Here is a 20,172-nt window from a genome sequence, read left to right as displayed (position 1 = left end):
CGACCGTTCCCCCCAGTTCGGTCACTTACCGGTCCTCTTCTCCGATTCGGTGCACGTGGATCAAGTTGGTGGAGCCTACAGTGCCGGGAGGCGCACCGGCGACGATCACGACCTGGTCGCCGCGGTGATAACGGTCGAGCTCGAGCAACGACTTGTCGACCTCACGCACCATGCCGTCGGTGGTGTCGACGAACGGCACCAGGAACGTCTCGGTGCCCCAGGTCAGAGCGAGCTGACTGCGCACCTCGGGGATGGACGTGAAGGCCAGCAGCGGCAGCCGCGAATGCAGACGCGCCATGCGCCGCACGGTGTCACCGGACTGCGTGAAGGCGACGAGAGCGCGTGCGTCGAGCCGCTCTCCGATGTCGCGAGCCGCGTAGGAGATGACGCCGCGCTTGGTGCGCGGAGTGTGGGTGAGCGCCGGAACCGCGTCGCCCTCCATCTCGACGGTCTCCACGATGCGTGCCATCGTGCGCACCGTCTCCATGACGAACTTGCCGACGGAGGTCTCGCCGGACAGCATGACGGCGTCGGTGCCGTCGAGCACCGCGTTCGCGACGTCGGACGCCTCCGCGCGGGTGGGACGCGAGTTCTCGATCATCGACTCGAGCATCTGCGTGGCGACGATGACAGGCTTGGCGTTGGCGCGCGCGATCTGGATGGCGCGCTTCTGCACCAGCGGCACCTGCTCGAGCGGGAGCTCGACACCGAGGTCACCACGCGCGACCATCACCGCGTCGAACGCGAGGACGATGGCCTCGAGGTTGTCGACCGCTTCCGGCTTCTCGATCTTGGCGATGACGGGGACCCGGCGGCCCACCCGGTCCATGATCGCGTGCACCAGCTCGACGTCGGCCGGCGACCGCACGAACGACAGTGCGATGAAGTCGACTCCCAGGGCCAGAGCGAACTCGAGATCCTCGGTGTCCTTGTCCGACATGGCGGGAACCGACACGTCCATGCCGGGGAGGGACACGCCCTTGTTGTTGCTGACGGGGCCGCCCTCGGTCACGCGGCAGAGGACGTCGTTGCCCTCGACACCGGTGACGACCAGACCGACCTTGCCGTCGTCGACGAGGAGGCGATCGCCTTCCTTGGCGTCCTGCGCGAGTTCCTTGTAGGTGGTGGAGACCCGATCGTGGGTGCCCTCGCACTCCTCGACCGTGATGCGGATCAGCTCACCGTTGGCCCAGGTGGTCTTGCCCTCCTTGAACCGGCCGAGCCGGATCTTCGGACCCTGCAGGTCGGCGAGGATGCCCACGGCCTTCCCGGTGGCGTTCGACGCCGCACGCACCCGCTTGTAGTTCGCCTCGTGGTCGGGGTAGTCGCCGTGGCTGAAATTCAGCCGAGCCACATCCATTCCGCTCTCGACGAGTTCCTTGATTCTCTCGTCGGTGGCAGTCGCCGGTCCCAGGGTGCATACGATCTTCGTCCGTCGGGTCACGGGCGCAAGCCTAGTCCCCGCCGGACCCGATTCCTATCGACGACGCCGCTCTATGTCCTGACAATTGGGCTACTGGCCAGTAGTTAACCGGGAGGTCGTTCAGGGTTTGAGAAGTCGGCCGTTCCCGTCGCGGACCTTGCTCACGAGCATCACGATGCCGTCGACGAGGCACCACAGCCAGACGGCCGCGTAGAGCGGGATACCGATCAACGCGCCGATGATCGTCACGGTCAGCAGGACGCTCACGATGAACGACACGAGCTGCGCGACGCCGAGCACCGTCGAGCCGATGTAGAACCGGCCGATGCCGAGCGGCAGACCGAAGAGCAGCGGGGCCAACTGGAGAACACCTGCCGTCACCTTCGACTTGTCGCCGAACGGTTCACCCGTCCCCATGTCTCGACCGAACGGCGCCATCGGATCGACGCCGTGGCCGCCCGCGAACGGTGGCTGCCCGTACTGCGGCTGCTGACCGTACTGGGGCTGCCCGTACTGCGGCTGGGCGTACTGCGGCTGGGCGTACGGGGTGTCCGCGGCCGGCCGTGCGGACCAGTCCGTCGACTCGGGCTCACGATTCCAGGAGCCGTACTCGCCGACCGGGTAGCCGAAGGCAGCCGTGTCACCGGCCGACGGTTCGGGGTACGTCCCCGGCGACGGGTAGGACGGGTAGGCGCCGGAACCCGGACCCTCGCCGAAACTGGCGTTGGTGTTCCACCCCGGACCGGGAGTGCTCCCGGTGACGTCGTCGGACCCCACGGGGTCCGAGCCGGTCGACTTCTTCGTCAGGTCAGGCTTGTCCGGATCGGTCACGTCCCTCGTCCTCACTCGTCGTCGGGGTGGTCACCTCGTCGGTGGATCGGTCCTCGTCCTTCGCCGGAGCATCGGCGTCCGCCTCGTCCGTCACCTCGCCGTCAGGCTCGACCTCGTCGGTCCGGGTGCGCAGCGTGGCCGGTTCCTCACGACCCTTGGGCGCGAGGACGACGTACGCCAGCGCGAGCAGGAAGACGATGCCGGAGGTGAACGAGTTGACGCGGATGCCGCCGATCAGCGTCGCGAAGTCGCTGCGCATCAGCTCGATGACGAAGCGTCCGGCGCAGTAGCCCGCGACGTACAGGGCGAAGATGCGGCCGTGTCCGAGGCGGTAGCGACGGTCGACCAGCACCAGGAGCACGACGACGACGACGTTCCACAACAGTTCGTACAGGAACGTCGGATGCACGACCCGCTCGACGATCCCGGTGGAGACGCCGGCGAGGGAGTCGACCCGACCGTTGGCGTCGACGCGTTCGTAGATCTCGAGGCCCCACGGCAGGGTGGTGTCGCGTCCGTAGAGCTCCTGGTTGAAGTAGTTGCCGATGCGGCCGATGGCCTGCGCGAGCAGGATGCCCGGCGCGACGGCGTCGCCGAAGGCCGGGAGCGGTATCCCGCGTCGCCTGCAGGCGATCCACGCGCCGACACCACCCAGGAAGACGGCGCCCCAGATGCCGAGACCGCCCTGCCAGATCTTGAGGGCATCGATCGGATTGCCACCCTCGCCGAAGTACGTCGGCGCGTCGGTGATGACGTGGTAGAGCCGGCCGCCGATGAGACCGAACGGCACGGCCCACACGGCGACGTCGAGGACGGTCCCCTTGTCGCCGCCGCGGGCGACCCAGCGGCGGTCACCCCACACGATCGCGACGACGATGCCGACGATGATGAAGAAGGCGTACGCCCGCAGTGCGAGCGGCCCGACGTACCAGACGCCCTGCGGCGGACTGGGGATGTAGGCGAGCACGGCGGTGTTCGCCGCGAGCATCACGACGCGGCCTTCGCCGACCGCACGCCCTCGGCGAGTTCTGCGGTGAGCGCGGAGACGGCGCCGACACCCTGGTCGACGGCGGAGACGAGCGCGGATCCGACGATGACGGCGTCGGCGTACGCGGCGATCTCCGCGGCCTGGGCACCGGAACGCACCCCGAGGCCGATGCCGATGGGGATGTCGGAGTGCACGCGGATGCGGGACACCAGTGCGGGCGCGGCCGAGGACACCGCATCGCGGGCACCCGTCACGCCCATGGTCGACGCGGCGTAGACGAAACCGCTGCTCGACTGCACGGTGCGCGAGAGACGCTCCTCCGTCGACGACGGTGCGACGAGGAAGATGCGATCGAGCCCGTGCTCCTCGGAGGCGCCGAGCCAGTCGCCGGCCTCGTCGGGGATCAGGTCCGGCGTGATCATGCCGAGGCCGCCCGCCGACGCGAGATTCGCGGCGAACTCGGTCACGCCGTACTTCATGACCGGGTTCCAGTACGTCATGACGACGGCCTTGCCACCGGCGTCGGCGATGGCCTCGACCACGGTGAAGACGTCGCGGACGCGGGCGCCGTTGGCCAGGGCGCGCCCTGCGGCGGCCGCGATGGTGGGGCCGTCCATGACGGGATCGGAGTACGGGACGCCGACCTCGATGATGTCGCAGCCGCTGTCGACGAGCGAACGCACGGCGTCGATCGACTCGGGCACCGTCGGGAACCCGGCGGGCAGGTAGCCGACGAGGGCCGCGCGGTGCTCACCGCGGGTGTGGTCGAAGACCGGGCCCAACCGCGACGGACCGGAGTGCACCGGGATGGGGGTGGGGGTGCTCACGTCACGTTGCCCTTCTCGTCCAGGATGCCGAACCACTTCGCGGCGGTGTCGACGTCCTTGTCTCCGCGACCGGAGAGGTTGACCAGGATCATGGCGCCGTCACCGAGTTCACGGCCGAGCTTCACGGCACCCGCGATGGCGTGCGCGGACTCGATCGCCGGGATGATGCCCTCGGTCTTGCACAGCAGAGTGAAGGCCTCCATGGCCTCCGTGTCGGTGATGGGTCGGTACTCGGCTCGCCCGATGTCGTTGAGGTACGAGTGCTCCGGTCCGACGCCCGGGTAGTCGAGCCCGGCGGAGATGGAGTGCGAGTCGATGGTCTGACCGTCCTCGTCCTGCAGAAGGTACGAGAAGGCGCCGTGAAGGGCGCCGGGCGAACCCGCACCGATGGTCGCGGCGTGGCGACCCGTCTCGATGCCGTCGCCGGCTGCCTCGTACCCGATCAGCCGGACGTCCGCGTCGTCGATGAAGGCGTGGAAGATGCCGATGGCGTTCGACCCGCCGCCGACGCACGCGGCGATGGCGTCGGGAAGCCGGCCGTGATCGTGCAGCATCTGTGCGCGTGCCTCCATGCCGATGATGCGCTGGAAATCGCGGACCATCATGGGGAACGGGTGCGGTCCGGCGACGGTGCCGAAGCAGTAGTAGGTCTCGTCCGCGTTGGTCACCCAGTCGCGCAGCGCCTCGTTGATGGCGTCCTTGAGTGTGCGCGAGCCGGACGTCACCGCGACGACGTCGGAACCGAGGAGCTTCATCCGGGCGACGTTGAGGGCCTGACGCTCGGTGTCCACCTCGCCCATGTAGACGAGGCACTCGAGGCCGAGCAGCGCACAGGCCGTGGCCGTGGCGACGCCGTGCTGGCCCGCGCCCGTCTCGGCGATGACGCGGGTCTTGCCCATCCGCTTGGCGAGCAGCACCTGGCCCAGCACGTTGTTGATCTTGTGCGAACCGGTGTGGTTGAGGTCCTCGCGCTTGAGGAAGATGCGGGCCCCACCGGCCTGCTTCGACAGATTCGCCGCCTCGAAGATCGGCGACGGGCGACCGGTGTAGTCGCGCTGCAGACGATCGAGCTCGTCGAGGAAGTCTCGATCTCCGCGCGCCTTGGCGTACTCGGTGGTGACTTCCTCGATGACGCCCATGAGCGCCTCGGGCACGTAGCGGCCGCCGTACTTACCGAAGTGTCCGCCGAGGTCGGGGTCGTGATCGGTGCGATCGGTGATGCCGTCGCTCGAGTTCGGAAGATAGCTGGTAGTCACGGTGTCGAGTCTGCCCGATGACACACCGGGACGACGAGCCGGGTGGAGCCTGAAATCAGCGCGCAGGCTTCGGGCAGGAGGGGTGCGTTCCGGCCGCGACCAGGTCACGCACCGCGGACCGCGGGTCGCCGCTGGTGACCAGTCCCTCACCGACGAGAACCGCGTCGGCACCCGCTCCGGCGTAGGCCAGAAGATCGGCGGTGCCGCGGACGCCGGACTCGGCGACCCGGATGATGTCCGACGGCAGGCCGGGCGCGATGCGGGAGAAGGTGTCCGGGTCGACGTCGAGCGTCTTGAGGTTGCGGGCGTTGACGCCGATGACCTTGGCGCCGGCCTCGAGCGCGCGGTCCGCTTCCTCCTCGGTGTGCACCTCGACCAGCGGGGTCATGCCGAGCGACTCGGTGCGGTCGAGCAGGGACGCGAGGGCGTCCTGCTCCAGAGCCGCGACGATCAACAGGATCATGTCGGCGCCGTGGGCGCGAGCCTCGTGGATCTGGTACGGCCCGACGATGAAGTCCTTGCGCAGCACGGGGATCTCGACGGCGCGACGCACGGCGTCGAGATCGTCCAGCGATCCGCGGAAGCGGCGCTCCTCGGTGAGCACGCTGATGACGCGCGCTCCGCCCGACTCGTAGGCACCCGCGAGCACGGCGGGGTCCGGAATGTCGGCCAGCGCACCCTTGGAAGGGCTGGCGCGCTTGACCTCTGCGATGACGGCGATGCCCGGCTCGATGAGCGCGGCGGCGGCGTCGAGAGCCGGCCGCGCGGCGGCGGCGGCCTTCTTGACGGAGGCGAAGTCCACCACGGATTCACGGGCCTGCGTGTCGGCCCGTACACCGTCGAGGATCGAATCGAGAACGGTCATCGGTGTCCCCCGCGTCCTTCCGCCAGAGTGGTGAATGTCTGCTCGACATCGCAGTGGATGTGTGGCGCTGCTCATCCGGTGCGCTCAGAGTAGAGGCCGGAGTAACACCACCGACTAGCGGGTCTCACCGCCGCGGGGTCGGTCGTCGACACCGGTGGCGTCGTCGGTCACGGTCGGGTCGGCGCCGGAGTCCAGCGCGTCCCAGATGGCCCGCTCGCTCGGTTCCTCGTCGGCGTCCACGGCGGCAGACCGAACGTCCTGTTCGGCGCGCTCACGGCGCACCGCGGGACTGTCGTACCGGGCCGACAGGCCGGCCTTGGAGCGGGGCGTGCGCGCGACCACGACGGCGGCGGCCAGCGCGAGCAGACCGCCCAGGAGCGCGAGTGCGGCGGGCGCGCGGCTCGCCTCCGCGGAGAGGACCTCGGCACGACCGGGTAGTTCCGCCAGCGCGCCGGCGCGCTCCGGATCCACGCCCGAGACGATCAACTGCACCGCGGGGACGGCGGCTCCGACACCGACGAGCGCGACGAGCACCGCGAGCAGCACCGTCCACCGTCCGCGGATCGCGAACAGGGCCGCCACCGCAGCGATGGCCGCGATGGCCAACGGCGTGGTCGCCGCGGCCCACGTACCCCCGACGAGCGAGGACGTCTGCTGCTCCCCCAGCCCGTCCGAGCTGACGACCCGGACCCAGGTCATGCGCGACGACGCCCACAGCGCCAGCGCCGCGAGAGCCAGGAGCAGCGCGGCGAGACCGACGCCCCCGCGTTTCACTCGGCGCCTCCGACGGTGGTCACCGTCTCCGCTGCGGCCACCGCGCTGAGCACCGCCATCGCCTTGTTGCGCGCCTCGGTGTCCTCGTACTCGGCGACCGAGTCGGCCACCACGCCAGCACCCGCCTGGACGTACGCGGTGCCGTTCTTGATGAGGGCGGAGCGGATACAGATCGCCGTGTCGGCGTCCCCGTCGAAGTCGAGGTATCCGACGATGCCGCCGTAGACGCCGCGGCGGGTCGGTTCGAGTTCCTCGATGAGCTCCATCGCCCGCACCTTGGGAGCGCCCGACAGCGTGCCCGCCGGGAAGCAGGCGCGGACGGCGTCGAGTGCGTGCCTGCCCTCGTCGAGCCGACCCGTCACCGTCGACACCAGGTGCATGACGTGGCTGTAGCGCTCGACGTGGCGGTACTCGGTGACCTTGACCGTGCCCGGCTCGCAGACTCGCCCGAGATCGTTGCGTCCGAGGTCCACCAGCATGAGGTGCTCGGAGTTCTCCTTCTCGTCCACGAGGAGGTCCTTCTCGAGCAAGAGGTCGTCCTCCTCGGTGGCGCCGCGCCACCGGGTCCCGGCGATAGGGTGCGTCGTCGCGACACCGTCGGCGACCGTCACGAGGGACTCGGGGCTCGACCCGACGATCGAGAACGCGGTCTCGCCGTCCGCGCCGGGGACGTGCATCAGGTACATGTACGGGCTGGGATTGGAGCGTCGGAGCATGCGATAGACGTCGAGCGGCGTCGCGGTGGTCTCCATCTCGAAACGCTGGGACAGCACCACCTGGAACGCCTCGCCCGCCTCGATCTCCTCGACCAGGCGGTGCACGTCGGCGCCGAATCCCTCGGAGGTCCGTTGGCGCCGGAACTGCGGCTCGGGTCGCGAGAACGATGCCACCGTGGACTCCGCGGCGGACGACAGTGCGAGAGTCATGCGGTCGAGCCGTGCCACGGCGTCGTCGTACGCCTCGTCGACCCGCTCGTCGGTGCCGTTCCAGTTCACCGCGTTGGCGATGAGGGTGATCGCACCCTCGTGGTGGTCCACCGCGGCCAGATCGGTCGCGAGGAGCATCACCATCTCGGGGATCTGCAGATCGTCCTCGGTGAGGTCGGGCAGTCGCTCGATGTGGCGCACCGCGTCGTAGCCGAGATACCCCACCATCCCACCGGTGAGCGGGGGCAGGTCCGGCAACCGTTCGGAGCGGAGCAGCTCGATGGTGGCTCCGAGTGCGTCCAGCGGATGGCCACCCGACGGGGCACCCGCCGGCGTCTCCCCCATCCACGCGGCCTCGCCGTCCACGACCGTGAGCGCACTGGGGCTGCCCGCACCGATGAACGACCACCGGGACCACGACCGCCCGTTCTCGGCTGATTCGAGCAGGAACGTGCCGGGCCGGTCACCGGCGAGCTTGCGGTACGCCGACAGCGGAGTCTCGGAGTCCGCGAGGACCTTGCGGACGACGGGGACCACGCGATGGACGGCGGCCAGTTGGCGGAACTGCTCCCGGGTGGTGGTTCCGGGTGCCGGGTCCTTCTGCGAATCCATGGGTGTCATCTTCCCGGGTGCCGTCCCGCCGGGTTCGGGAGGTGCCGAACGCGGTGGTCGCACGGGCGGTGGGACACTCGACGAGTCGGAAACCGAACTGGTCGGTCGTGATCCGGCACGAGGAGAGGAACGCGCACCCGATGACCGCGACACCGCCGTCCGAGACGCACCCGGACGAGATGCGCTGGCTCACACCGGCACAGCAGGACGCCTGGCGCGTGCTGGTCGCCTTCGTGACCCGGTTGCCCGCCGCGCTGGACACCCAGTTGCAGCGCGACTCCGGACTGACGCACTTCGACTACTTCGTGATGGCGACGCTGTCCGAGGCTCCGGATCGTCGGCTGCGCCTACGTGACCTCGCGGACTTCGCCAACGCGTCGCTGTCCCGGCTGTCGCACGTGATGACCAAGCTCGAGCGCGCCGGATGGGCCCGGCGGGAGAGCATCAGCGGCGGCCGCGGCTCCCACGCCGTTCTCACGGACGAGGGGTACGCGAAGGTGGTCGCCACGGCTCCCGGCCACGTCTCCACGGTGCGGTCACTCGTGTTCGACGGGCTGGACGACGAGCAGGTCGAGACGATGCGAGCGCTCGCCGAGGTCATGGTCACCAACCTCGACGCCGGCATCGCCCGCGACGGCGGTGGCTGACCGCCGGTACTCAGGCGGTCGGGGGCTCGCTCAGCAACACGTCGGCGTCGAAGCACGAGTGATCACCGGTGTGGCAGGCGCCGCCGGTCTGATCGACCGTCAGCAGGATCGTGTCACCGTCGCAGTCGAGGCGGACCTCGTGGACGTACTGTGCGTGTCCGGACGACTCGCCCTTGACCCAGTACTCCTGCCGTGACCGCGACCAGTACGTGCCCTTGCGCGTCGCGAGCGTCATGGCCAGGGCCGTGTCGTCCATCCACGCGACCATGAGCACGTCACCGGTGCCGCGTTCCTGCGCGACGGCGCACACCAGTCCGTCGTCGGTGCGCTTGAGACGGTCGGCGATCGCCGGATCGAGAACGGGGGCGCTCATCGAACCTCCACACCGTCCGCGCGCAGAGCGCCCTTGACGTCGCCGATGGTCATCTCGCCGAAGTGGAAGACGCTGGCCGCGAGAACGGCATCGGCACCCGCGGCCACGGCGGGCGCGAAGTGCTCGACGGCGCCGGCGCCGCCACTGGCGATGACCGGGACCCGGACGGCCGCGCGGACAGCGGTGATCATGGCGATGTCGAAGCCGGCCTTCGTGCCGTCCGCGTCCATCGAGTTGAGCAGGATCTCGCCCACCCCGAGTTCGGCCCCGCGGTGTGCCCACTCCACGGCGTCGACGCCGGTACCGCGGCGGCCGCCGTGCGTGGTCACCTCCCAACCGGACGCCGTCGGCGCCTCGCCCTCGGGCACCGTCCGGGCGTCGACCGACAGCACGATGCACTGCGATCCGAATCGAGAGCTCAACTCGCGCAACAACTCCGGTCGCGCGAGCGCTGCCGTGTTGACGGACACCTTGTCGGCACCCGCTCGCAGGAGCGTGTCCACGTCCTGGACGGTGCGGACACCGCCGCCGACGGTGAGAGGAATGAACACCTGCTCCGCGGTGCGGGTGACGACGTCCAACATCGTGGCGCGCCCACCGGACGACGCGGTGACGTCGAGGAAGGTCAGCTCGTCGGCACCTTCGGCGTCGTACTTCGCGGCGAGCTCGACCGGGTCACCCGCATCGCGCAGATCGGCGAAGTTGACACCCTTGACGACGCGACCGGCATCGACGTCCAGGCACGGGATGACGCGTACGGCGACACTCATCTCCGGACTCCTTCCCGCGCGCGCGATGTCGGTGTGTACGTGGACGGCTCGCCGACTCCGGCGAGCACCTGCAGCAGTTCCTCGTGCACGCCGGGGGCTGCGGCGAGCACCGACGTCGAGGTCACCGTCCACGGCTCCCCCGCCAGATCGGTGACGATTCCGCCGGCGGCGCGGACCAGCATCGCTCCGGCGGCGTTGTCCCACGCATGGTGGCCGAACACGATCGACGCACCGAGTGTTCCCGCCGCGGTGTACGCGAGGTCCAGTCCGGTCGACCCGTGCATCCGGATGCGAGACGAGACGCGGCTGATGTCCGAGAGCACCTGTACCCGATAAGCGCCGGGCAACCGGCCGCGGCTGTCGATGTTGAACGCACCGAATCCGACGATGGAGGAGGCGAGTGCGGAGGTGGGCAGCGCGGGGAGCGCCTCCCCGTCCCGGTGCACGGGTCCGCCCTCCACCGCCCAGAAGCGTTGGCCGATCAGCGGAAGCCACGTCAGACCGATGACCGGGCGCCCGTCGACGAGCAGCGACAGCAGGGTGCCCGCCGTGGGCAGCCCGAACGAGTAGTTGAAGGTCCCGTCGATCGGATCGAGCACCCACACGGTGCCGGACTCGACGGGTGGCCCGCCGAACTCCTCGCCGTGCACGGGGATCTGGGTCTGCTCCTGCAGTTCCTCGACCAGCCGACGTTCGAGCTCGAGGTCGACCGCGGTGGCGAAGTCGTCCGGCCCCTTGGCCACGGCGCTGGGCGCGCCGGCGCCCGCGACGAACCGCTCGTGGGTGCCGTCGAGCAGGGTGCGCGCGGTGGCCGCGAGAGCGTCCAGGTCCACGGCGGTCATGTCGCCGACGGTGCGCTGTCCGCGACGGCGGCGAGGGCCTCCGGCAGCGTGAAGCGGCCGGCGTAGAGGGCCTTGCCGACGATGGAACCCTCGACGCCCTTGTCGGTCAGCGTGGCGATGGCGACCAGATCCGCGACGGTGGACACTCCGCCGGACGCGATGACCGGCGCCTCGGTGACAGCGCAGACCTGTTCGAGCAGTTCGAGATTGGGGCCGGTGAGGGTGCCGTCCCGCGTGACGTCGGTGACCACGTACCGCGAGCACCCGTCGCGGTCGAGCCGCTCCAGCACCTCCCACAGATCGCCGCCGTCACTCACCCAGCCGCGTCCGCGCAGGCGGTGCTCACCGTCGACGATGCGCACGTCCAGTCCCACGGCGACACGATCGCCGTACTCACCGATGGCGCGGCGGCACCATTCCGGATCCTCGAGTGCGGCGGTGCCGAGGTTGACGCGCGCACAGCCCGTCGCGAGCGCTGCCCGCAGGCTCTCGTCGTCGCGGATGCCACCGGACAGCTCGACCTTCACGTCGAGTTCCCCCACCACGCTCGCGAGGAGGTCGCGGTTCGAACCGCGACCGAAGGCGGCGTCCAGATCCACCAGATGCACCCACTCGGCGCCGTCGTTCTGCCAGGCCAGCGCGGCGTCGCGCGGAGAGCCGTAGGCGGTCTCGCTGCCTGCCTCTCCCTGCACGAGACGAACAGCTTGACCATCGGCGACATCGACTGCGGGGAGAAGTACCAGGCTCACGTTCGACGAGGTTACCGGCACGATCCGCGGCGACACCGGGCAGGGCGGCGCGTCAGTCGGACGGCTCGGACCCGTCGGGCTCCTCGCCGAAGGATCGGCGAACGGACGCCTTCGCCACCAGCGACGCGCAGACGCCCGTGGCGACGAGTCCGACGGCCACCACCAGCAGCCCCACCGGACCACTCGGCTGCAGCAGCCAGAGGACGAGCGTGGTCGCGGCGAGCATCAGGGTCGCCGCACCGAGCACGAGCCCGGTGTGGCGACCCAGTGAGAACTCGCGGGGCTCGCTCATCCGAGGGTGCGGAGCCAGTTCTCGAGCAGCGTGGCGCCGGCGTCGCCGGACTTCTCCGGGTGGAACTGTGTCGCGGAGAGAGGGCCGTTCTCCACCGCCGCGAGGAACTCGCCGCCGTGATCGGCCCACGTGAGAACCGGAGCGGCGAGCGACTCGCTCGGTGCCATCTCCCAGTCCTGCACGCCGTACGAGTGCACGAAGTAGAAGCGCGTGTCGGGGTCCATGCCCGCGAACAGCACTGAGTCCTCGCCCGGGCGCACCGTGTTCCAGCCCATGTGCGGGAGCACCTCGGCCTGCAGCTTCTCCACGGTGCCGGGCCACTGGCCGCAGCCGGTGGCGGGCACGTCGAACTCGACGCCGCGGTCGAACATGATCTGCATGCCGACGCAGATGCCGAGCACGGGGCGACCCCCGGCGAGCCGCTTGTCGACGAGCTCGTCGCCGCGCACCGACAGCAGACCGTCCATGCATGCGCCGAACGCGCCGACACCGGGCACGACCAGTCCGTCGGCCTGCAGCGCGACGCGGTGGTCGGACGTCACCGTGACGTCGGCGCCCACACGTTCGAGTGCGCGCTGCGCCGAGTGCAGATTCCCCGAACCGTAATCCAGCAACGCGACAGACTTGCTGGTCACAAGCTTCCCTTCGTCGACGGCACTCCCGAGACCCGCGGATCGGGCTCGACGGCCGCGCGGAGGGCGCGAGCGACGGCCTTGAACTCGGCCTCGGTGACGTGGTGCTGGTCGCGTCCGTACAGCACCCGGACGTGCAGGGCGATACGCGCGTTGGACGCGATCGATTCGAAGACGTGGCGGTTGATCACCGTCGAGTACGGCGCGCCCGGATACCCTGCGATGACGGCGTGCAGCATGTGCTCCGGTTCCCCGGTGTGCACGCAGTACGGCCGACCGGACACGTCGACCGAGGCGTGTGCCAGCGTCTCGTCCATCGGAATGAACGCGTCACCGAAACGGCGAATTCCCTTCTTGTCGCCGAGTGCCTGGCCCAGCGCCTGTCCGAGGACGATAGCGGTGTCCTCGACCGTGTGATGCGCCTCGATCTCGATGTCGCCCTTCGCGTGCACCGTGAGGTCGAAACTCGCGTGCGTCCCGAGCGCGGTGAGCATGTGGTCGAAGAACGGCACACCGGTGGACACGTCGACGATGCCGGTGCCGTCGAGATTCAGCTCCACCGTGATGGACGACTCCTTGGTGGTCCGCTCGATGCGCGCGATGCGGTTCGGGGTCATGATGCTGCTCACTGGTCGGATCCTCTGTTGGGGTTCAGGTGGCGGGGGCGGACGAGTGGACGACGTCCTCGGACAGGTCGGCGCTGACCTCGAGGAACCGATCGTTCTCGGCCTCGGTGCCGATGGTGACGCGGAGATGCCCCGCGATGCCGACGTCGCGGATGAGTACACCCTGATCGAGGTACCGCGACCACACCGCGGGCGCATCGTCGAACAGGCCGAACAGCACGAAGTTGGCGCTGCTGGGCACCACTCGGTAGCCCAGGACGGCGAGCCGGGCGACGACGCGATCACGCTCGGCCGCCAGCTCGGCCACCGAGGCCAGCGTGTCGTCGGCATGGCGCAGTGCGGCGCGCGCAGCAGCCTGCGTGAGCACCGACAGGTGGTACGGCAGCCGCACCAGCAGCAGTGCGTCCACGACGGCCGGAGCGGCCACCAGGTACCCGAGTCGCCCACCCGCGAACGCGAAGGCCTTGCTCATGGTCCGGCTGACGACGACTCGGCTGGGGAACTCGTCGATGAGGTCGACCGCGCTGGGCGCCGCCGAGAACTCGCCGTACGCCTCGTCGACGACGAGGATCCCGGTGGTCGCGGAAGCGAGACGCCGGAGGTCGTCGAGCGAGAGACTGTGTCCCGTCGGGTTGTTGGGGCTGGTGACGAACACGACGTCCGGCGTCATCGACTCGATCGCGGCCACGGCCGCGTCGACGTCCAGCGAGAAGTCGTCACGCCGATGCAGATCGAGGAACTCGGTCTGGGTGCCCGCCGAGATGATGGGGTGCATCGAGTACGACGGTACGAATCCCAGCGCCGTGCGTCCCGGCCCCCCGAACGCCTGCAGCAGTTGCTGCAGGATCTCGTTCGATCCGTTCGCGGCCCACAGGTTGTCGACGGTGACGGGCACCCCCGTACGGGCCGCCACGTACGCGGCGAGATCCGTGCGCAGTGCGACGGCGTCCCGATCGGGATAGCGGTGCAGCGACGCTGCCGCCTCCCGCACGGAGCGGGCGACGTCCTCCACGAGCGCTGCCGACGGTGGGTGCGGGTTCTCGTTGGTGTTGAGCTGCACCGGCACCTCGAGCTGCGGCGCACCGTACGGCGACTTCCCGACGAGCGAGTCGCGCAGCGGCAGGTCCGACAGTGCGGTCCCGGCGCCGGGCGCGGCCGTCACGATCGGCTCTCGAACCGCACGCGGACGGCATCACCGTGCGCCGGCAGATCCTCCGCGTTCGCGAGGGCGACGACGTGCTTCGCGACGCCGTCGAGAGCGTCGCGCGAGTAGTCGACGATGTGGATGCCGCGCAGGAACGTCTGCACCGACAACCCGGACGAGTGACGGGCGCATCCGGCCGTCGGCAGAACGTGGTTGGACCCGGCGCAGTAGTCGCCGAGGCTCACCGGCGACCACGGTCCGACGAACACCGCTCCGGCGCTGCGGATGCGGCCCGCCACCTCGGAGGCGTTCTCGGTCTGGATCTCGAGGTGCTCCGCGGCGTAGGCGTCGACCGTGCGGATGCCGTCGGCCAGCGTGTCCACCAGCACGATGCCCGACTGCTCACCGGACAGCGCCGTCGCGACGCGTTCGGAGTGCTTGGTGGTGAGCGTGCGCTCGGCGACCTCGCGCGTGACGGCGTCGGCCAGGGCGACCGAGGTGGTGACGAGCACGCTCGCCGCCAGCACGTCGTGTTCGGCCTGCGAGATCAGATCGGCGGCGACGTGCACCGGGTCGGCGGTGTCGTCGGCCAGGATGGCGATCTCGGTGGGCCCGGCCTCGGAGTCGATGCCCACCGCTCCACGGCACAACCGCTTCGCCGCGGTGACGTAGATGTTGCCCGGGCCGGTGATCATGTCCACGGGCTCGAGCGGCGCTCCGTCGGTGTCCACGCCGCCGTAGGTGAGCAGTGCGACGCCCTGGGCACCGCCGACCGCCCAGACCTCGTCCACGCCGAGCAACGCTGCCGCCGCCAGGATGGTGGGGTGCGGGAGGCCGCCGTAGTCCGCCTGCGGCGGCGAGGCGACGACGAGGCTGCCGACGCCGGCGACCTGCGCGGGGACGACGTTCATGACGACGGACGACGGGTACACGGCGTTGCCGCCCGGTACGTACAGTCCGACTCGCTCGACCGGGACCCACTTCTCGGTGACGGTTCCACCGGGGACGACGGTGGTCACGGTCTCGGACCGACGCTGATCCTCGTGCACGATGCGCGACCGCTCGATGGACACCTCGAGTGCCGCCCGCACGTCAGGATCGAGCTGGTCCAGAGCCTTCTCGAGCTCGGCGGCCGGGACTCGCACGGAGTCGGGACGCACGCGGTCGAACGTCTCGCTGTACTCGAGCGCCGCGTCGGCGCCGCGCTCACGCACCGCCTCGACCACCGGGGTGACCAGATGCAGCACCGAGTTCACGTCCACTCCACCCCGTGGGAGAACCGCGCGCAGCTCGGCGGTGGACGGAGAGCTGCCGCGTAGATCCACGCGTCGCAACTCGGTGCGGGCAGTCATGGGTGATCCTCTCGGGTCGAGCAAGGGCGCGCCGGTCGGCGCACGTCGATTATCGCTCGAGCCCCGACCGGCGCCCCGAGGGGGACGATCCAGCTGGTCCCACCGACCGGCCTCCGGCCTGCCCGCACCATGGTCTCAGGAGTAGCGGGCTGCCAGCTTCTCCAGCGTCTTCGTGATGCCGTTCGCGTTCTGTGCCGTCTGCTTGGTCACCTCGAGCATCTTCGGGATCTTCGCCGTTCCGTAGACGAACGATTCCGTCACCTCTGTGGACGAGGGGCCCACCGCGACGAACTCCCAGCGCCACTTGTGGCCCAGCGGGTGCTGCCACTCGATCACCTTGGTGTCCCCGGTATCGGTGAACTCCGTGACGGTGCTGGTGATGCGGTAGGGCACGCCGAACTGCTTCATGCCCACCGAGAACTTCGCTCCGCGCGAGAGCGTCGTCGGACCCTTCACCGTGTCCTTCACCGTTCCGGAGCCGTCCAGCTCGCCGTGCCGGTGCGGATCCGCCACCTGAGCGAAGAGGTCGTCGGCAGGGGCGTTCACGGTCACGCGGCGGGCGATGACCCGATCGCCGCGGTCCACAGTGCTCACAGATGTCATGTGCGGTCCTGTGCCCGGATCCCGCTCACGCGAAACGTCACTCGAAGTCGAGCCCCAGGTCGAGCACCGTCACGGAGTGGGTGAGCGCGCCGACCGCGAGGAAGTCCACACCGGTGCCCGCGTACTCGGCGGCCGAGTCCAGGGACAGCCCGCCGGACGATTCGAGCTTCGTCGCGGGAGCTGCTCGATCCCTACGTTGCACCGCCATCTGCGTCTGCCACAGCGGGAAGTTGTCGAGCAGCACCAGGTCGACGCCCTCGGCCAGCACGTCGTCGAGCTGCTCGAGAGTGTCCACCTCGACCTCGCACGCGATGTCCGGCGCCGCGGCTCGGACGGCGCGCAGAGCCGCCACCACCGAGCCCGCGGCGACCACGTGGTTGTCCTTGATCAGTGCCGCGTCGCCGAGGCCCATGCGGTGGTTCTGCCCGCCGCCGGCACGCACGGCGTACTTCTGCAGTGCACGTAGCCCGGGCAAGGTCTTGCGACTGTCCCGTACGACGCATCCCGTGCCGGACACCGCGTCGACCCACGCCGCGGTCGCGGTCGCGATGCCGGACAGGTGGCAGAGAATGTTGAGCATCGTCCGCTCCGCGGTGAGCAGGGCCCTGGTCGGTGCCTCCACCGACAGCACCACGTCACCCGGCTCGACCCGGGTGCCGTCGGCGATCCGGGAGAGCACGACGTGGTCGCCGATCACCTCGTCGAGCACCGCCAGCGCGGCGTCGAGGCCCGCCACGACGCCGTGTGCCCGCGAGACGACCGCGGCGCGGGTGCGCGCGCCCTCGGGCACCGTGGCGAGGCTCGTCACATCGGGCCCGTATCGGAGGTCCTCCTCCAGCGCGCGGCGCACGACGAGGAGGATCTCGTCCCGATCGACGGGGTCGAGAGCAGCGGCGGGTGTGGTCATGAGACTCCTATCGGGCCGACCTGGTCGGCGCTGCGGGCATTCCGCACGATCGCGAGGCTGCCGTCGTCGGCCAGCCGGAAGACGGTGCTGCGGCGCTGTGCGTCGTCGGACCGGGGGTGATCGGCGCGGGTGTGCGCACCCCGCGTCTCGGTGCGGGCGAGAGCTGCCGACGCGGTCGCGGACGCCAGCAGTGTCAGTGCGGCGTCCTCGACGTCGTGGGTCGACGTGAGCTCGCGCGGGACAGCGGCTCCCACGATCGCCGCTGCCTCGCGCAGACCTGTGTCGTCGCGGACGACGCCGACGTGACGGGTCATCGCGGACTGGAGGACGTCCCTGTCGAGCCGGGGCGCCCGGTGTCGCGCAGACGGATCGCCGGACGTCAGGGAGCCTACGGACACCCGGTCTCGGGCGCTGCGAGCCACTCGGGTCCCCAGCACCACGCCCTCGAGCAGCGAGTTCGACGCGAGACGGTTCGCTCCGTGCAGTCCTGTGCGGGCCACCTCGCCCGCGGCGTGGAGCCCGGCGACGCAGGTGCGGCCGTACTCGTCTGTGACGACACCGCCGCATGCATAGTGCGCTGCAGGGGCCACCGGGATCGGCTGCTCCGTCGGGTCCACGTCCTGAGCGAGGCAGGCCGCAGTGACGGTGGGAAAACGCAGGGCCATGTCGGGCACGGACCGCGCGTCGAGAAAGACGTGATCGGCGCCGCTCTCGGCCAGCCGAGCGGCGATCGCCCGGGACACGACGTCGCGGGGAGCGAGATCACCCAGCGGGTGCACGCCCGCCATGATCGAGCGGCCGTCCGCGTCGACGAGACGCGCGCCCTCACCGCGGACCGCCTCGCTGACCAACGGGAGCCGCCCGCGGCCGCCGGGGCGGAACAGCACGGTCGGGTGGAACTGCACGAACTCGACGTCCGCCACGTCCGCGCCCGCCCGCAGTGCGAGAGCGAGGCCGTCGGCCGTGGCGCCGGACGGGTTCGTGCTGGCCGAGTACAGCATTCCCGTGCCACCGGTGGCGATCAGCACGGCGGGTGCGTGCACCACGCCGAGGTTCGCGTGGAGATCGTCCGGCGAGAGCGAGACGAGCACGCCCGCCACACCGCGGTCGCCGACCAGGACGTCGAGCACGGTCGCGCCGTTCACCGTCGCGGGCGCCGCGGACGACAGAGCGCGCTGGATCTCCCGCCCCGTGGCGTCGCCGCCCGCGTGCACGATGCGGCCGACCGAGTGGCCGCCCTCACGGGTGCGGGCCATGGAGCCGTCCGCGCCGCTGTCGAACCGAGCACCGATGCCGGTGAGCACACTCAGCGCGTCGGCGCCGGCCCCGACGATCGAGCGCACCGCGGCCTCGTCGCACAGACCGGCGCCCGCGACGATCGTGTCGCGCACGTGGGCCTCGATGTCCTCGCCGATCGCGACGGCCATGCCGCCCTGGGCGTACTGCGTCGCCGTACCCGCCGCGTCCTTGCTCAGCACCAGCACGCTCAGCCCGGACCGGGTCGCCTCGATCGCCGCGGCGAGACCGGCGACTCCCCCGCCGACCACGACGAGATCGGCCGCGGCCTCCCAGCCCGGAGCGACACTTCCGCCCGGAGCGGCAGCGACACGTGCGCCCGGAGTGGCCGCAGTGGTCACTCGCCGCCGCCGGGCGAGCCGATGGCGATCATCCGCTCGACGGACGCGCGTGCGCGTTCAGCCGTCGCGACGTCGACGTGCACCTCGTCCTTGCCCTCCGTGAGGCACCGGAGCAGCGCCGCGGGGGTGATCATCTTCATGTACGGGCAGGACGCGCGGTCGTTCACGGCCTGGAAGTCGACACCGGGCGCCGCCTTGCGCAGCTGGTGCAGCATGCCGATCTCGGTGGCAACGAGAACCTGCTTCGCACCCGTGGTGCGCGCCGCGTCGAGCATGCCGCCGGTCGAGAGGATCTTGACGCGGTCCTCGGGCACGAATCCCTCGCCGGCGAGGTAGAGCGCGGACGTCGCGCAGCCGCACTCGGGGTGGACGTAGAGCTCGGCCTCGGGGTACGCCTGCGACCGTGCGGTGAGCTCGTCGCCGTTGATGCCGGCGTGGACGTGGCACTCACCGGCCCAGATGTGCATGTTGGTGCGACCGGTCTGCCGACGGACGTGGGCCCCGAGGAACTGGTCCGGCAGGAAGAGCACCTCGCGGTCCGGGTCGATGGACTGCACGACCTCGACCGCGTTGGACGAGGTGCAGCAGATGTCCGTCAGTCCCTTCACCTCGGCGGTGGTGTTCACGTACGACACGACGACGGCGTCCGGGTGCTCGGCCTTCCACTCGCGCATCTGGGCCGCGTCGATGGAGTCGGCGAGAGAGCAGCCCGCCCGCTCGTCGGGAATGAGGACCGTCTTGGACGGCGCGAGGATCTTGGCCGTCTCGGCCATGAAGTGCACGCCGCAGAAGACGATGGTCTCCTCCTGCGCCTCGGCGGCGATGCGCGAGAGCGCGAGCGAGTCGCCGACGTGGTGGGCGATGTCCTGGATGGCGGGCAGCTGATAGTTGTGCGCCAGGATCGTCGCGTTCTTCGCCTCTGCCAGGCGCAGGATCTCCTCGGCCCACTCCGGGCCGGCATCGACGCCGGCGTAGCCCGTCGGTCCGTCGACGACCGCGGAGTTCCCGCCGAATCGCGTGGTGGTGATCGCCATGTCGTGCTCCTCGCGTGCGTCCAGCGCTCGCGTGCGCCGGTGCCGATCCGCCGGAATGGACC

Annotated in this window: 22 protein-coding genes; 1 reads left to right on the top strand and 21 read right to left on the bottom strand. The window is 70.2% G+C overall.

Features of this window, described 5'->3' with window-relative positions:
* Positions 1 to 25: 25 nt before the first annotated feature.
* From pyk to HQ314_RS14950, 8 genes are all read right to left on the bottom strand, one after another.
* Positions 26 to 1,444, bottom strand: a complete 1,419-nt coding sequence (pyk, locus tag HQ314_RS14985; protein ID WP_027506780.1) for a pyruvate kinase — start codon at positions 1,442 to 1,444, stop codon at positions 26 to 28.
* A 99-nt stretch (positions 1,445 to 1,543) separates the two neighbouring features.
* Complete coding sequence (locus tag HQ314_RS14980) at positions 1,544 to 2,254, bottom strand: TM2 domain-containing protein (RefSeq protein WP_222650457.1); 711 nt, start codon at positions 2,252 to 2,254, stop codon at positions 1,544 to 1,546.
* Positions 2,232 to 3,242, bottom strand: a complete 1,011-nt coding sequence (gene lgt / locus HQ314_RS14975; protein WP_222650526.1) for a prolipoprotein diacylglyceryl transferase — start codon at positions 3,240 to 3,242, stop codon at positions 2,232 to 2,234. The genes HQ314_RS14980 and lgt overlap by 23 nt, the downstream gene beginning before the upstream one ends.
* The gene (gene trpA / locus HQ314_RS14970; protein ID WP_374197839.1) at positions 3,242 to 4,045 is read right to left on the bottom strand and encodes a tryptophan synthase subunit alpha; all 804 of its coding nucleotides are present in this window, start codon (positions 4,043 to 4,045) and stop codon (positions 3,242 to 3,244) included. The genes lgt and trpA overlap by 1 nt, the downstream gene beginning before the upstream one ends.
* A 20-nt stretch (positions 4,046 to 4,065) precedes the next feature.
* Positions 4,066 to 5,325 (bottom strand): tryptophan synthase subunit beta, encoded by a 1,260-nt coding sequence (trpB, locus tag HQ314_RS14965; RefSeq protein WP_027506783.1) that lies wholly within the window; start codon positions 5,323 to 5,325, stop codon positions 4,066 to 4,068.
* 55 nt (positions 5,326 to 5,380) lie between these two features.
* A complete protein-coding gene (gene trpC / locus HQ314_RS14960) occupies positions 5,381 to 6,190 on the bottom strand; it encodes an indole-3-glycerol phosphate synthase TrpC (protein WP_027506784.1) in 810 nt (269 codons plus the stop codon).
* Positions 6,191 to 6,304: 114 nt separating this feature from the next.
* Complete coding sequence (locus HQ314_RS14955; RefSeq protein WP_222650456.1) at positions 6,305 to 6,964, bottom strand: TIGR02234 family membrane protein; 660 nt, start codon at positions 6,962 to 6,964, stop codon at positions 6,305 to 6,307.
* Positions 6,961 to 8,502 carry an anthranilate synthase component I gene (locus HQ314_RS14950; protein WP_231476445.1) on the bottom strand — a complete coding sequence of 514 codons (1,542 nt, stop codon included), beginning with the start codon at positions 8,500 to 8,502 and terminating at the stop codon, positions 6,961 to 6,963. The genes HQ314_RS14955 and HQ314_RS14950 overlap by 4 nt, the downstream gene beginning before the upstream one ends.
* 140 nt (positions 8,503 to 8,642) lie before the next feature.
* Between HQ314_RS14950 and HQ314_RS14945 the strand changes: the two genes are divergently transcribed.
* Positions 8,643 to 9,149, top strand: coding sequence for a MarR family winged helix-turn-helix transcriptional regulator (locus HQ314_RS14945; RefSeq protein WP_222627041.1), 507 nt, complete (start codon positions 8,643 to 8,645; stop codon positions 9,147 to 9,149).
* 10 nt (positions 9,150 to 9,159) lie between these two features.
* Here the strand turns inward: HQ314_RS14945 and hisI are convergent, their stop codons facing one another.
* From hisI to nadA, 13 genes are all read right to left on the bottom strand, one after another.
* Positions 9,160 to 9,522: a phosphoribosyl-AMP cyclohydrolase gene (gene hisI, locus HQ314_RS14940; RefSeq protein ID WP_056447928.1), complete on the bottom strand. Its 363-nt coding sequence runs from the start codon at positions 9,520 to 9,522 to the stop codon at positions 9,160 to 9,162.
* Positions 9,519 to 10,292, bottom strand: a complete 774-nt coding sequence (gene hisF, locus HQ314_RS14935) for an imidazole glycerol phosphate synthase subunit HisF (RefSeq protein ID WP_027506789.1) — start codon at positions 10,290 to 10,292, stop codon at positions 9,519 to 9,521. The genes hisI and hisF overlap by 4 nt, the downstream gene beginning before the upstream one ends.
* Positions 10,289 to 11,134, bottom strand: coding sequence for an inositol monophosphatase family protein (locus HQ314_RS14930; RefSeq protein WP_037186663.1), 846 nt, complete (start codon positions 11,132 to 11,134; stop codon positions 10,289 to 10,291). Before HQ314_RS14930 ends, hisF begins: the two co-directional genes overlap by 4 nt.
* Positions 11,131 to 11,883, bottom strand: a complete 753-nt coding sequence (gene priA / locus HQ314_RS14925) for a bifunctional 1-(5-phosphoribosyl)-5-((5-phosphoribosylamino)methylideneamino)imidazole-4-carboxamide isomerase/phosphoribosylanthranilate isomerase PriA (protein WP_222627047.1) — start codon at positions 11,881 to 11,883, stop codon at positions 11,131 to 11,133. Before priA ends, HQ314_RS14930 begins: the two co-directional genes overlap by 4 nt.
* A 52-nt stretch (positions 11,884 to 11,935) precedes the next feature.
* Positions 11,936 to 12,175 carry a hypothetical protein gene (locus tag HQ314_RS14920; protein ID WP_027506792.1) on the bottom strand — a complete coding sequence of 80 codons (240 nt, stop codon included), beginning with the start codon at positions 12,173 to 12,175 and terminating at the stop codon, positions 11,936 to 11,938.
* Positions 12,172 to 12,810 carry an imidazole glycerol phosphate synthase subunit HisH gene (gene hisH, locus HQ314_RS14915; RefSeq protein WP_056447919.1) on the bottom strand — a complete coding sequence of 213 codons (639 nt, stop codon included), beginning with the start codon at positions 12,808 to 12,810 and terminating at the stop codon, positions 12,172 to 12,174. Before hisH ends, HQ314_RS14920 begins: the two co-directional genes overlap by 4 nt.
* Positions 12,807 to 13,424 (bottom strand): imidazoleglycerol-phosphate dehydratase HisB, encoded by a 618-nt coding sequence (hisB, locus tag HQ314_RS14910; protein WP_222650524.1) that lies wholly within the window; start codon positions 13,422 to 13,424, stop codon positions 12,807 to 12,809. Before hisB ends, hisH begins: the two co-directional genes overlap by 4 nt.
* 34 nt (positions 13,425 to 13,458) lie before the next feature.
* Positions 13,459 to 14,595, bottom strand: coding sequence for a histidinol-phosphate transaminase (locus tag HQ314_RS14905; RefSeq protein ID WP_222638635.1), 1,137 nt, complete (start codon positions 14,593 to 14,595; stop codon positions 13,459 to 13,461).
* Entirely contained in the window at positions 14,592 to 15,929 is a 1,338-nt protein-coding gene (hisD, locus tag HQ314_RS14900) for a histidinol dehydrogenase (RefSeq protein ID WP_222650455.1), read from the bottom strand. Before hisD ends, HQ314_RS14905 begins: the two co-directional genes overlap by 4 nt.
* Positions 15,930 to 16,064: 135 nt before the next feature.
* Positions 16,065 to 16,532, bottom strand: coding sequence for an SRPBCC family protein (locus HQ314_RS14895; protein ID WP_027506797.1), 468 nt, complete (start codon positions 16,530 to 16,532; stop codon positions 16,065 to 16,067).
* Positions 16,533 to 16,569: 37 nt separating this feature from the next.
* Positions 16,570 to 17,439, bottom strand: coding sequence for a carboxylating nicotinate-nucleotide diphosphorylase (gene nadC / locus HQ314_RS14890; RefSeq protein WP_056447907.1), 870 nt, complete (start codon positions 17,437 to 17,439; stop codon positions 16,570 to 16,572).
* Entirely contained in the window at positions 17,436 to 19,076 is a 1,641-nt protein-coding gene (locus HQ314_RS14885; RefSeq protein ID WP_222650454.1) for an L-aspartate oxidase, read from the bottom strand. The genes nadC and HQ314_RS14885 overlap by 4 nt, the downstream gene beginning before the upstream one ends.
* A complete protein-coding gene (gene nadA / locus HQ314_RS14880) occupies positions 19,073 to 20,110 on the bottom strand; it encodes a quinolinate synthase NadA (RefSeq protein ID WP_222650453.1) in 1,038 nt (345 codons plus the stop codon). The genes HQ314_RS14885 and nadA overlap by 4 nt, the downstream gene beginning before the upstream one ends.
* Between the last annotated feature and the right edge of the window lie 62 nt (positions 20,111 to 20,172).

The sequence above is a fragment of the Rhodococcus sp. BP-332 genome (assembly GCF_019836065.1).
Taxonomy (GTDB): domain Bacteria; phylum Actinomycetota; class Actinomycetes; order Mycobacteriales; family Mycobacteriaceae; genus Rhodococcoides.
The sequence above is the reverse complement of the archived record's forward strand: the minus strand, read 5'-3'. Positions and strand labels throughout refer to the sequence as shown.

Coding starts and splice junctions, on each gene's coding strand:
- nadA (WP_222650453.1), bottom strand. CDS start 20,110: ATGGCGATCACCACCACGCGATTCGGCGGGAACTCCGCGGTCGTCGAC.
- lgt (WP_222650526.1), bottom strand. CDS start 3,242: ATGCTCGCGGCGAACACCGCCGTGCTCGCCTACATCCCCAGTCCGCCG.
- HQ314_RS14895 (WP_027506797.1), bottom strand. CDS start 16,532: ATGACATCTGTGAGCACTGTGGACCGCGGCGATCGGGTCATCGCCCGC.
- HQ314_RS14945 (WP_222627041.1), top strand. CDS start 8,643: ATGACCGCGACACCGCCGTCCGAGACGCACCCGGACGAGATGCGCTGG.
- hisD (WP_222650455.1), bottom strand. CDS start 15,929: ATGACTGCCCGCACCGAGTTGCGACGCGTGGATCTACGCGGCAGCTCT.
- hisB (WP_222650524.1), bottom strand. CDS start 13,424: ATGACCCCGAACCGCATCGCGCGCATCGAGCGGACCACCAAGGAGTCG.
- nadC (WP_056447907.1), bottom strand. CDS start 17,439: ATGACCACACCCGCCGCTGCTCTCGACCCCGTCGATCGGGACGAGATC.
- trpC (WP_027506784.1), bottom strand. CDS start 6,190: ATGACCGTTCTCGATTCGATCCTCGACGGTGTACGGGCCGACACGCAG.
- HQ314_RS14920 (WP_027506792.1), bottom strand. CDS start 12,175: ATGAGCGAGCCCCGCGAGTTCTCACTGGGTCGCCACACCGGGCTCGTG.
- HQ314_RS14930 (WP_037186663.1), bottom strand. CDS start 11,134: ATGACCGCCGTGGACCTGGACGCTCTCGCGGCCACCGCGCGCACCCTG.
- hisI (WP_056447928.1), bottom strand. CDS start 9,522: ATGAGCGCCCCCGTTCTCGATCCGGCGATCGCCGACCGTCTCAAGCGC.
- HQ314_RS14950 (WP_231476445.1), bottom strand. CDS start 8,502: ATGGATTCGCAGAAGGACCCGGCACCCGGAACCACCACCCGGGAGCAG.
- hisF (WP_027506789.1), bottom strand. CDS start 10,292: ATGAGTGTCGCCGTACGCGTCATCCCGTGCCTGGACGTCGATGCCGGT.